This is a genomic window from Mucilaginibacter puniceus, from assembly GCF_054783175.1.
The window spans coordinates 1,143,150-1,155,941 of sequence record NZ_BAAGRB010000002.1 but is presented as its reverse complement, the minus strand read 5'-3'; the positions used below and the strand labels follow the sequence as shown (position 1 = coordinate 1,155,941).

Here is a 12,792-nt window from a genome sequence, read left to right as displayed (position 1 = left end):
ATTACCATAATGGGTAATTAAAAATGATCACAAACAAAAAGCCCGGCTTTCGGCCGGGCTTTGTTAACTATATACTATAAATTATTCTAAATTATAGGTACTGTTAAATTTCTCTCCATCAGGGTCATAGCCACTAATTGTTAAGGATTTGCCATTTTTTAAGTTGGTTATAGCCTTATCAATATCAGCTGTGCTATTAATGGGTTGCCTGTTAATGCTGGTGATGATTGTTCCTCTTTCAATATAAAGTTCATCAAATATACCACCCGGACGTACTTGTGATACTACAACACCACCTCTTACACGTAACCTGGATTTTTGTGTCTGGGTTAATGGTGCAAAACTTGCACCTAATTTATTATATAATTCAGCAGCTGATCTTGACACTGCGGCTGTACGGTTAGTAGGCACGCCACTATCAGCTTTTAGTGTTACGCTAAAGTTTTTCTCGGCACCATCGCGTAATACGGTTAAATGTATTTTATCGCCTGGTTGTAAACGGCCCACACGCTCTTGCAGGTCTGATGACTCATATACGGTATTACCTTCAACTTTAGTAATGATATCACCTTTCTTCAAACCTGCCTGCTCGGCACCTGTACCTGCGTATACATCTGCAATATATAAACCTACGTTTCTATCAATATTCAGGTCTTTAGCAGCATCGCCGTTCAATTCTCTGAAGCTAACACCTATAAAGCCACGTTTTACGGTACCAAACTCTTTAATATCATTTAATACTTTTTTAGCCAGGTTAATAGGTACCGCAAAACCATAACCTTCATATGATCCGGTATGTGAAGCAATAGCCGAGTTAATACCAATCAGTTCGCCTTTGGTATTAACCAAAGCGCCACCGCTGTTGCCAGGGTTAATGGCAGCATCAGTTTGAATAAATGATTCGATAGGCGCGCCTTTAGGTGCAGAAGATGATTGTTGCCTTCTCATGCCGCCAAACGGGCTCATTTGCTGTTCATCATTATCAGTGCCAATAATACCAATACCACGGCCTTTGGCGCTCACAATACCTGCTGTTACGGTAGAGGCTAAATTAAATGGATTACCCACGGCTAATACCCATTCGCCTACTCTGGCATCGTCAGAGTTGCCTAATTTTACAATAGGTAAGTTAGTAGCTTTTACTTTAATTAAAGCCAGATCAGTATTAGGGTCGGTACCTATAACTTTTGCATTAAAAGTACGGTGGTCATTCATCGTAACTTCAATTTTATCTGCTTTACTTACTACGTGGTTATTGGTTACTATATAACCATCTGCAGATATAATTACACCCGAACCTGAAGCCCGTTGAGGTGTATTGCTGCGTGGTATACGCTGACCAAAGAAATCGCCAAACAATTGAGACATTTGATCCTGCTCTTCATCGCTTTGTGTATTAGTGTAAGTTGTGCGGATATAAACTACCGCAGGTGTTACTGCCGCTGCAGCTTGTGTAAAATCAACTTCGCCTGCCGACGAAGTAATATTTGATGCCATGGGGTTGTTTGCAAAATAAACTTTTTGCTTATCCTCAAAGCTCATATTGTCGGCATACTTGCTTTCAAATACCTTGTAGGTACCTAACGCCATAGCACCACCAACAAAAGCTGTTAATAATGTTAAACCAATCTTTTTCATATATCTGTCCTTTTAATTTTATAACGTTAATTTTAACAATTCAAATTTAATACCATATAGACGTCATAAACAAGAATAAGGTATTAATTTGAATGTTAAAAAATGTTAAATTTATGCTCCACTGCCTTCAAAAATTGTTGCCGGCAGTACTTTAATGCTAAGTTGCTAATAATTAATTTATTATACGGTGAAATTACATTTTTATAAATACCAGGGCGCGGGGAACGATTTTATTTTGGTGGATAACAGACAAAATGCTGTAAATCATCAAAATACAAAGTTGATTGCTTATTTATGCAACCGTCGTTTTGGCATTGGGGGCGACGGTATGATGTTTCTGCAAAACCACGAAGGCTATGATTTTGAAATGGTGTATTATAATGCCGATGGCCAGCCCAGCAGCATGTGCGGCAATGGCGGGCGCTGCATTGTAGCCTTTGCCAAATTTTTGGGTGTTATAAAAAATGAGACAAATTTTCTGGCAGTTGATGGTCCGCATTATGCCAAAATTTCAGATAGCGGCGATTGGGTGAGCCTGCAAATGATTGATGTAGATACCATTAAGAAAGATGCCGAGGCTTATGTTTTAAATACCGGCTCACCACATTATGTAAAATTGGTGGACGACCTGCAGCATAAAAATGTTTACCAGGAGGGCCATACCATCCGCAATAATGCTACTTACCGTGCCAACGGCATCAACGTAAACTTTGTGGAGCCTACTGATAACGGCTACTTTGTACGCACCTTTGAGCGCGGCGTTGAAGATGAAACTTACGCCTGCGGTACAGGCGTTACAGCCGTAGCCTTAGCCATGGCACAGCACCATAACCAAACCGGCCATATTGCTACCCCTATAAAAGTTTTAGGCGGCGATCTGAATATCCATTTTAACTATGATGGAAAGTTATTTAGTGATATCTTTTTAGAGGGCCCGGCAGTGCAGGTTTTTGAGGGGGATATTGAAATCATTGAGTCATTAAGTCATTAAGTCATTGGCATTTGTTCAATGACCTGATGACTCAATGACCTAATGACCAGCGATCTGTTAATAACTTTCCCTTAAAACATTTTTTCTTCCTGTAAATTCTAACTACGTTTGAATTTTTTGTTGATGTAGCTTCTCTTAAATTTTTTACCTAAGAGAACATGTTACGCGTAGACAGTACTAAACCTTGCCAAATTATATATGCCATTGCCCGGCACGAGTACCTGTCGTACGTTATTGAACCACATATTGTACAGCTTAACCCAAACGGCGAATTTTCATTAACACACCAACGCTTATTTAGTAATACGGCCAGCGAGTTTGGCCATTGCCTTGACGAAACGGACCTGAAACTGATCAAAATACTGGAAGAGATAGAGCAGGGTAACGTGATCAAACGTTATTATAAAAAGCCCATCCGCCCGTCTGAGTTTTTTTCTAAAATATTTAACGAAACTCTTTTTGAAACCATCCGCCCCAAATTGGAAAAGCGCATGGCAGAAGCTTTGAACTTATTAAGCAACAAAAAGGTGTACCTGATGAGTAAGGAGGGTTACCCCGCCGAGCGTAAATTGCATATAGCTGAAGAAGCTGCGTCGGTACTGTTCCACTTTAGGCGAAATGAGGAGGAGATACGTTACTTCCCAACCATCAAGTACCAGGGGATGCGCATCGAGTTTATGTTTAAAAACGCCGAGATCATTTGCAACCACCCTGCCTGGATGTTGTTGGATGATACCCTATATTATTTTGATAAAGAGATAGAAGGCAAAAAGCTATTGCCATTTTTAAATAAACGATTTATCGCCGTTCCGCGGGCATCAGAGCAACCCTACTTTGAAAAGTTTGTAGCACCACTTATAGAAAAGCATAATGTATATGCCGAGGGCTTTACCATTGATACCGAAAAGCATGAAGCCATCCCGGTATTAAAACCTATTTATGTGGATGGCGGCACCTCGCAATTACAACTCTACTTTAAGTATGCAGGCTATATTTTCCCTTACGGGGATGGTAAACCTATCTCGGTGCGTATGGAGCGTAAAGGAGATGATTATACCTTTCACCGCATTAAACGCTCCGTAACCTGGGAGAAGAACAAATTGCAGTTATTAGAAAGCCTGGGATTGAAGATCACCTCATCGCTTTTCCAAAATTTGGAGGTAGATCATAAAGATGATGATGCCGATCAATCTTTCTCGGTATTTGAATGGTTAAATCAGCATCATGACCAATTAATATCCGAGGGCTTCGAGATTGAACAACCCGAGGGACAAAAACGCTACGTATTTGGCACCAGTAAAATAGACCTGGAAGTAAAAGAAGATAACGATTGGTTTGATATTCATGCGGTAGTTTATTTCGGGCCGTATAGTATCCCGTTTATTCAGTTAAAAAACCATATCCTTAACCATAAAAAGGAGTTTACACTGCCATCCGGCGAGATAGCGGTGATACCCGAAAAATGGTTCTCGCAATATGGCAACCTGCTTCATTTTAGCGAGGCAGGCGATGGGCTTAAATTACGTCGTCACCATATAGGTTTGGTAAATGACCTGGCCGATGGTGAACTGGCCGCAGTTACCATGACCCGCAAACTGCAAAAACTAACCGACTTTGAGCAACTGGAAGAAATACCCATGCCACAAAACTTTGCTGGCAGTTTAAGGCATTACCAACAGGCGGGTTATAATTGGTTCCATTTTTTAAAGGAGTACCATTTTGGCGGTTGCCTGGCTGATGATATGGGTTTGGGTAAAACCATACAAACATTGGCGCTGCTACAAAAACACAAGGAGGATACTGAAGCCGCAGGTCCGAAGGACTCCTTACGGAGCGGTAAAAGCACCTCGTTGGTTATTATGCCAACCTCGCTGATATATAACTGGCTCAACGAGGCCAAAAAGTTTACGCCAAAGCTAAAACTAATGGTGCATACGGGCACGTTCCGCCATAAATCGGTGGAGACATTTGCCAAGTATGATGTGGTAATAACCACCTACGGCATCAGCCGTATTGATATTGACCTGCTGGAGAAGTACTTTTTTGAGTATGTGATTTTAGATGAGAGCCAGAACATTAAAAACCCTTCATCTAAATCCTACCATTCAGTTAAGCAACTCAAATCTCGCTATAAATTGATATTAAGCGGAACGCCGGTAGAGAATTCCGTTAATGACCTGTGGACACAGATGTCGTTCATTAATCCGGGTTTATTAGGTAGCCAGCAGTATTTTCAAAACGAGTTTGTAACGCCTATTGAAAAGAAAAAGGATGAGGATAAAGCACGCAAACTACAGGCTTTGATAAAACCGTTTGTGCTGCGCCGTACCAAAGAGCAGGTAGCCACCGAATTACCGCCAAAAACCGAAAACTTGTTTTATTGTAAGATGAGCGAAGAGCAGGCGGCTGTATATGAAGAAGTAAAATCAGAATACCGTAACGAGTTATTAAAAAGCCTGGAGGACGGTACATTTGCCAAAACACAAATACAGGTTTTACAAGGCTTAACTAAACTGCGCCAAATAGCCAACCACCCTTATATGATAGACCAGGAATATGAGGGCGATTCGGGTAAGTTTGAGAATGTGACGCATACGCTAAACACCGTTTTAGATGGCGGGCACAAGGTGCTGATATTCTCCCAATTTGTAAAACAGCTAAGCATTTACCGCAATCATTTTGATCAACAGGGTATACCTTATGTTTACCTGGATGGCAGCACCCAAAACCGGGGTGATGTGGTTGCACAATTTCAAGAGGATAAAAGTAAAAGGGTGTTCCTGATATCGTTAAAAGCAGGTGGCGTAGGGTTGAACCTTACCGAAGCAGATTATGTATTCATCCTCGACCCATGGTGGAACCCGGCGGTGGAGCAGCAGGCAATTGACCGTACGCACCGCATCGGCCAAACCAAAAATGTATTCATCTATAAATTCATCACCAAAGATACCGTTGAAGAAAAAATACTGGCCCTGCAGCAACGCAAACTAAGCGTGGCCCGCTCATTGATTACTACTGAAGAGAGCTTTATCAAATCGCTATCGGCAGATGATATTAAGGAGATATTGGGGTAGTGGCCCCACCCAACCCTCCCCGGAAGGGAGGGCATTAAAAGTCTCCCCAACCGGGGGAGATTTAGAGGGGGCTCAAACACCCACCCCAAATTCTTGTTACCTTTATGCATGAGTAAACATATTTTATTAACCGGCGGTACAGGCTTATTAGGTAAAAAGTTAACTAATGCGCTTTTTGAAAAAGGGTACACGGTAAGTCACCTAAGCCGTAAGCAAGGCGACGACGACAGGGTGAAAACCTATTTATGGGATATCCATAAAGGCACCATTGATGAGAATTGCGTAGATGGAGTTGATACTATAATTCATTTAGCAGGGTCGGGCATTGCTGATGGACGCTGGACAGAAGAAAGGAAAAAAGAAATAGTGGAAAGTCGTACCAAATCAATCGGGTTGATATACGGGCTTTTAAAAAGTAAGCCTCACCAGGTTAATAGTGTTATTTCTGCATCAGCTACAGGTTACTATAGTGACCGTGGCGATGAATTAATGTATGAAGACAGCACACCCGCACATGACTTTTTAGGCACCTGCTGTATTGAATGGGAACAAGCGGTTGATGAGGGCGAACAATTAGGTTTGCGCATAGTAAAATTCCGTACCGGGGTAGTGTTGGATAAAGATGGAGGGGCATTACCACAATTAGCATTCCCTATAAAATTTGCTGCGGGCTCTCCGCTCGGTAACGGTAAACAATGGATACCCTGGATACACCACCAAGATGTGGTAGCTATGTACCTGTACGGTATTGAGCACCCGGATTTAAAAGGCGCCTATAATATGGTCGCTCCCAATCCGGTTACTAACAAGCAATTGACAAAAGCGGTAGCTAAACAATTAAGCAGGCCGTTATGGTTACCTAATGTTCCGACGTTTGCGTTGAAACTGTTGTTTGGCGAAATGAGCATCGTAGTATTGGGCAGTACTAAAGTATCGGCACAAAAAATTGAGGATGCAGGCTTTAAATTTAAATACCCGGACGTTACAGCTGCGTTAAAAGAAATCTATCAATAACCTCAACGGCGCGCTCATATCTATCCGGCCCGGTGCCTGATATAACTACGTAGTCGGCATTAAGGTCATTTAACTCTTTATGCCAAACTTCCATAAAATGCTCGCGCAGGTCGGGGAAGTCGCGCAATGGGTCATCCTGCCAGGGCAGGTCGATATCTAACAACAAATACATATCATAATGATATAGTGGCAAAGCATCCAATACCTGTTGCGGTGCTTTACCAAAAATATGGTCGCTCCAAATTTTTACGGTGATGAAGGTGGTATCGCAAATGAGCAGCTTATTGGCTTTGGGCAGATATTCTTTTTCCAGCATTACCTGTCCCTCAAACATATTGATCTCGTCCTGCCAGGTAGGGGGCTCAGTTAGGTTTTCGCAATAACCACGTGCATATTCGGGCACCCAAACCGTATGGTAATGCTCCGCTAAATAAGCAGACATGGTTGATTTGCCGGTTGATTCAGGACCAACAATAGCTATTTTAATGATTTCGGATTTCGTCCCGATAGCTATCGGGATTTCGATTTCGGATTTTTTCATTTGTAATATTATCAACTATTTAAATTCGAAATTGAACATCCGAAATTCGAAATTAATTAACTTGTTTTTGATATTCCTTTTTCCAATCCAAATAGCCTATCAAAGCTATAACAATATAAATGGCATACATCACGGCGGTTAAATGTAGCCCTTTAAACAGGTAAATACCTACATATATCATATCAACAAATACCCATAGCAACCAGTTTTGCAAAATCTTGCGGGCCATAAAAAATTGGGCTACTATGCTGCAGGCGGTGCAAAAGCTATCCAGATATGGATAGGAAGCTGTGGTATGATTAAACAATAACCATCCTAATAAAATAGTGAAGATCACTATAGCTATTGCTGATAATAAAACTTCGGGTGGTGTAATTGAGGCAACCGGGGTTTTTGCTGCAGCCGATGATTTTCTGCTCCAAAAATACCAGCCGTAAATATTAACCGCTAAAAAGTAAACCTGCAGGCCCATATCGGCAAACAGGTGGCTATCGTAAAAAATAAAGATGTAAATAACTACGCTGATAATAGCCAGGGGCCAGTTCCAGATAATGTTTTTAGCTGCCAGGTACACACATAACAAACCGCTTATAACACCGGCTACTTCAAGCAATGATTGCTGCTGCCACCAGGTTTGTAAGGTTTGTATAGCTGTCATCGCCCAAATATAAACAGGCTTTTGCCGGTTGTTTTACGATAAATGAAATTTAGATGAATTAAAAGAAACAAAATTGTTATTTTAAAATTAAAATTCTAATTTTATGGCTAAGATTTAAACCATTCCGAACACATATATATGATACCGTGGGGGGAATAAAATTTAATTGTTATTTTTTTGGATAAAGCCGTTCTTTTTCATAGGGGAACGGCTTTTATTTTTTAATGTACGTCTGTTGGTGCTTTTGCGTTTTTCTTGAAAGGCTGTAAGTATAGTAATGGTATGGAAAGCAGCATAACTATACCTGTTATATAATAAGCATCTGTATAAGTTAACAAATAGGTTTGTTTAATTACCGCCCCCTCTATAGCCTTGTAAGCCATTTGTGTCGCATCCAGCGTTGATTTGCCCTTGGCTACAAAGCCATTCACTAACATATTAAATCGATCCACATACGCAGGATTATACGGGTTAATATGCTCGATCAAGTTGCTACGGTGAAAACCCTGACGCAGGTGAATTAGCGTAGTTAAGGTGGCAATACCAAATGCCCCGCCTAACTGGCGCATCATGTTATTTAATCCGGTTCCCTGGCCAATTTCGGGCCCCTTTAAATCGGCAATGGCTAAGGTGGTTAACGGAATAAATAGCAATGCCATACCCACACCACGTATCGCCAACGGCCAAAAGAAATCGCCCGTGCCCGAATTCAAAGTCGAATTACTTAACATGGTAGTAAACACAAAGAACAGTACCAACCCACCGGTGGCCATCAATTGTGCAGGTACACCTTTGTTCAGCATCTTGCCAATAAAGGGCATCATTACAATGGTACATAATCCGCCCGGAAACAATATCTCACCCGTTTGCTGTGCCGTAAAGCCAAGCAGGTTTTGGCAGAATATGGGGAACACAAATACTGAACCGTATAAACCAAATCCTAATACAAATGAGGTAAACATGCCAATGGCAAAACTGCGGTGCCGTAATATGGCAAAGTTTACTATCGGGTGGTCGGTACTCAATTCGCGCCATATAAATAATAAGGTACCTATTACTGCCGTGGCAGTTAATACTATTATATAATTGGTAGCAAACCAATCTTTCGATTCGCCTTTTTCCAGTATAGTTTGTAAACTGCCAACCGCAACAGCCAATAATGCAATTCCCCACCAATCAATAGGTTTACCTTTGCCGTCTTTGGGGGTTTCTTTTATATAAGTATAAGCCAGGAATGCGGAAATAGCACCCATCGGAATATTAACATAAAATATCCATCGCCATGAAGCATGGTCGGTTATGTAACCACCAATAGTAGGACCAATTGTTGGACCCACTACCGCGCCTAAACCAAATAGGGCAGTGGCGGTACCCACTTCTTCGCGGGGCCAGGTTTCTAATAATATGGCTTGCCCGGTTGATATCAATCCACCGCCTGCTAGTCCCTGCAATATCCTGAACAGAGTTAACTCCTCCAGGCTGGTAGCATTACCGCATAAAAATGACGCGATGGTAAATAAGATAATAGACGCGAGAAAATAGTTCTTCCGTCCAAAGCGGCTTCCCAGCCACCCGGACATAGGTAATATAATTACGTTTGCCACCGCATAACCGGTAACTACCCAGGCAATGTCTTCTAACGTTGCACCCAGGTTACCTTGTATATCCGGCAGGGATACGTTTACTATGGTAGTATCTATCAGTTCCAGTAAAGCAGCTGTAATAACCGTAATAGTAATTATCCATTTTTTAAAGCCTTTTTCAGCCATGTTTATTTAGTCTTTTACTACAACAGATACACTAACACTCATTCCCGGACGCAGCTTGGCCATGTCCTCTTTACTGCCTTCTATTTTGATCTTTACAGGTACGCGTTGTACCACTTTTACATAGTTACCGGTGGCGTTATCCGGCGGCAGGAGCGAAAACTTAGCACCTGTTGCAGGCGAGAAGTTGTATACTGAACCTTTCAATTCCATTTCAGGATAGGCATCAACATCTATATTAACCTTTTGGCCGTTGCGTATTTTATCCAGTTGTGTCTCTTTAAAGTTGGCAGTTATAAATAAACTATTATCGTTAACTATCGCAAATAAGGTTTGTCCCGGTTGTACCAGTTGGCCCAATTGGACATTCTTTTTAGAGGCAATTCCGCTTGCCGGTGCTTTAACATTGGTATAGCTTAGTTGCAGTTTGGCAAAATCAACATCCACCTGCTTTTGGTCTACACCGGTATTGGTAACGGCTAACTGGCTGCGGGTAGTGCTAACCTGTTCAACCGCGGCTTTGTATTGGTCTTTTGCTGCGCGAAGGTTGGCTTGTGCAACTTCCAGATCAGATTTGGCCTGGTCAAATTGTTGCTGTGTTATAGCCCCATCTTTGATCAGGTTGGCATAACGGTCATAATCTTTATTTACTTTATCCAAACGTGCCTGTGCCGACTCCACCTGTGCCTTAGCAACCGCCGAATTGGTAGCTGTAGTATATATCTGTGATTGGCCCACATCTACACCAGCACTTGCTCCTACTTGTGCCGCGCGCGCCTGTTCTAATTTTATCTTAAAGTCGCGGTCGTCAATTTTAACCAGCACCTGTCCCTGGCTCACGTGCGTATTTTCTTCAAAAAATATACTGTCCACGTATCCGCCAACGCGAGTTACTACCGGGCTTATGTCGCCGTCAATTTGTGCGTCTTCGGTATCAACATGTTTGCCGTAGTATATATATTGTTTTACCCCGAAGATGGCACCACCTAAAAGTATAATGCCTAATATGATTGGGATAACCCTGTTGGGTTTTTTTGTTGCTTGAGTTGTAGCTTCTGTTGCCATTATGTGTAATAATTATTTATTAAGTTTTCCGGTTGATTTAAGTAAGGTATAGTAAGCTAAACCAGCATCTGCTTTAGCTAATTCTAAATTGATTTGCGCCTGGTATAACAGGGTTTCGGCATCGGCCTTATCAGTAGCCGAAGCAATATTGCTTTTATATTTCGAGCCCAGTATATTGTTGTTTTCGCCAGCCTGCTCAATGGATACCTGCAGTAATTTGATCTTGTTTAATGCGGTAAGGTAATTTTGGTAGTTTTGATTAACCTCATTTTTAACACGATCAATAGTAATATCTTTATTAATGCTTACCTCGTTTTGCTGGATTTTGGCTGCGGCTATTTTGTTTTTATTATGCCATAACGAGCTAAAGTTCCATGAAGCGGTTAGCCCCACTGTAATAGGCGTTATAAAGTTGCCGCTTTTTGGTAAGGGGTTAGCTGATGCATCTATATAGTAAGCACCTGCCGAAGCTGCCAGGGTAGGCTTGGTATTGGCCTCTATATCTTTAATATTTGTTTCAGCCACTTTACTGCGCAGGTCCAATTGTGCAATTTCCTGGCGGCTTGATAGGGCCGATTCAATATAATTTTCTAATGTAGCCAGTTCCTTATCACCTTCCTCTATCCGGTTTATGTTTAAGCGGGTAGTTTCAGGCAAGCCTAACAGGATATTCAGGTTATAGTTAATGATCTTACGGTTGCTTTCCAGATCGATGCCGGTTAACTCAACATTTGAGCGCTGCAGCTGGAAACGCAATACGTCATTTTTAGTAACTATTCCCTGCTCAAAAAAGCGCTGCGCCTGGTGTATTTGCGCATCAAGCGTAACCAGGTTTTGATCAACTATTTTTTGACTTTGCAATACTTTATACAGATTATAATAAGCGCTTATAATATCATAAGTTATTTGTGTCCTGTCTTTTACAGCATCCAGCCGGGCTATCTGCGTAAGCAAATTGGTCGATTCTAACGCGTATTTGTATTTATGCGCCCCAAAAATGGTTTCGCTTAATGATGCAATACCTAAATAAGCGTTTGCGCTGGTAGGCAACATTATAGTCTCGGTACCAAAATTCAATTTGTTGGCAGGAATTTGCGCACGGTTATAGGCAAAGCTTACGCCACCTGTAGGCAGGTTATGGTCCTTTGCCTGGTTATATTCTGCAACGGCCTGGTCTATTTTTGATTGCGATAGTTTTAAGATCTTACTGTTTTCTAAACCCAATTGTATGGCTTCATTAATAGTAATAGTTCTGTCCTGTGCACTAATTGTAGTAAAGGCAGTTACGGTTAAAAGCAATGCAAATAGCAACGCTTTTTTTAACGGGTAACTTGTGGTGTTCATATTAATTATTCTGTTCATTGTTTGTTAGCAGGTAGCATTTTAGCAGGTTTTTCATGTAGCTTTTTAATTGCGGCTTAAGCCTGGTCTCAATCATCTTTTCATCCTGGATATCATATCCTAATAGTGATGATGATATAAGGGGGGTATTAAGCATATAGTTTTTAGTGCCGTATAGGGTGGCTACAACCATAGGGATATCTATATCTTTCTTAAACTCCCCGTTAGCTATGCCTTCGCGCAGTATTTTATCCAGTTCGGCTACGTTTTTCATCAGCATGGCACGTAGCTTATCTGACAGGTCGTTACCCCGGTTCATACTTAATTCGCGATAGATCAATTTCTGGAAGCAATTGCTGTTCACTACCTTTTCGCCATACATCTCCACATATTTTTCCATTTTTTGCCAGGCACTTAGGCTGCTATCATTGCCCAGGTTTTGCATGATATTTTGAAAGCCGGATATCTTACGCTCAAATATGGCCAGGAACAAGCCTTCTTTTGAGCCGAAGTAGTAGTTCAGCATAGCCATATTAACACCGGCCTCGCCGGATATTAGGCGGGTAGATGCCCCGTCAAAACCTTTCTCTGAAAATATGCGCTCGGCAACATCCAGTATGTAGTCTTTTTTGTCTATTTTATCTTTGTCCATATCTATTTCGTTGCGCAAAATTAATCAAACGATTGATTAATAAAAGAGATTT

At 41.4% G+C, this 12,792-nt stretch carries 10 protein-coding genes; 3 read left to right on the top strand and 7 right to left on the bottom strand.

The genetic code is table 11. The features are described 5' to 3' along the window. Positions 1 to 81: 81 nt before the first annotated feature. The gene (locus ACYVJ6_RS12215; RefSeq protein WP_460694346.1) at positions 82 to 1,638 is read right to left on the bottom strand and encodes a Do family serine endopeptidase; all 1,557 of its coding nucleotides are present in this window, start codon (positions 1,636 to 1,638) and stop codon (positions 82 to 84) included. A gap of 187 nt (positions 1,639 to 1,825) precedes the next feature. Here ACYVJ6_RS12215 and dapF point away from each other — a divergent pair, with 187 nt between their 5' ends. The 3 genes from dapF to ACYVJ6_RS12200 all read left to right on the top strand — a co-directional run bounded on the left by dapF (position 1,826) and on the right by ACYVJ6_RS12200 (position 6,717). After that, entirely contained in the window at positions 1,826 to 2,629 is an 804-nt protein-coding gene (gene dapF, locus ACYVJ6_RS12210) for a diaminopimelate epimerase (RefSeq protein WP_460694345.1), read from the top strand. Positions 2,630 to 2,787: 158 nt separating this feature from the next. Further along, complete coding sequence (locus tag ACYVJ6_RS12205) at positions 2,788 to 5,703, top strand: DEAD/DEAH box helicase (protein ID WP_460694344.1); 2,916 nt, start codon at positions 2,788 to 2,790, stop codon at positions 5,701 to 5,703. Between the two features lie 108 nt (positions 5,704 to 5,811). Beyond that, on the top strand, positions 5,812 to 6,717 hold the full coding sequence (locus ACYVJ6_RS12200; protein ID WP_460694343.1) for a TIGR01777 family oxidoreductase: 906 nt from the start codon (positions 5,812 to 5,814) through the stop codon (positions 6,715 to 6,717). On the opposite strand, the gene ACYVJ6_RS12195 is transcribed toward ACYVJ6_RS12200, so the two are convergent. The 6 genes from ACYVJ6_RS12195 to ACYVJ6_RS12170 form a co-directional block, all read right to left on the bottom strand. Next, complete coding sequence (locus ACYVJ6_RS12195; RefSeq protein ID WP_460694342.1) at positions 6,686 to 7,258, bottom strand: AAA family ATPase; 573 nt, start codon at positions 7,256 to 7,258, stop codon at positions 6,686 to 6,688. The two genes, ACYVJ6_RS12200 and ACYVJ6_RS12195, sit on opposite strands and share 32 nt — an antisense overlap. Before the next feature lie 52 nt (positions 7,259 to 7,310). Further along, complete coding sequence (gene pnuC, locus ACYVJ6_RS12190; RefSeq protein ID WP_460694341.1) at positions 7,311 to 7,916, bottom strand: nicotinamide riboside transporter PnuC; 606 nt, start codon at positions 7,914 to 7,916, stop codon at positions 7,311 to 7,313. A 221-nt stretch (positions 7,917 to 8,137) separates the two neighbouring features. After that, positions 8,138 to 9,685, bottom strand: coding sequence for a DHA2 family efflux MFS transporter permease subunit (locus ACYVJ6_RS12185; protein ID WP_460694340.1), 1,548 nt, complete (start codon positions 9,683 to 9,685; stop codon positions 8,138 to 8,140). 6 nt (positions 9,686 to 9,691) lie between these two features. Next, positions 9,692 to 10,747 (bottom strand): HlyD family secretion protein, encoded by a 1,056-nt coding sequence (locus tag ACYVJ6_RS12180; protein WP_460694339.1) that lies wholly within the window; start codon positions 10,745 to 10,747, stop codon positions 9,692 to 9,694. A gap of 12 nt (positions 10,748 to 10,759) precedes the next feature. Further along, complete coding sequence (locus tag ACYVJ6_RS12175) at positions 10,760 to 12,109, bottom strand: TolC family protein (protein ID WP_460694338.1); 1,350 nt, start codon at positions 12,107 to 12,109, stop codon at positions 10,760 to 10,762. Further along, complete coding sequence (locus ACYVJ6_RS12170; RefSeq protein ID WP_460694337.1) at positions 12,093 to 12,740, bottom strand: TetR/AcrR family transcriptional regulator; 648 nt, start codon at positions 12,738 to 12,740, stop codon at positions 12,093 to 12,095. The genes ACYVJ6_RS12175 and ACYVJ6_RS12170 overlap by 17 nt, the downstream gene beginning before the upstream one ends. Between the last annotated feature and the right edge of the window lie 52 nt (positions 12,741 to 12,792).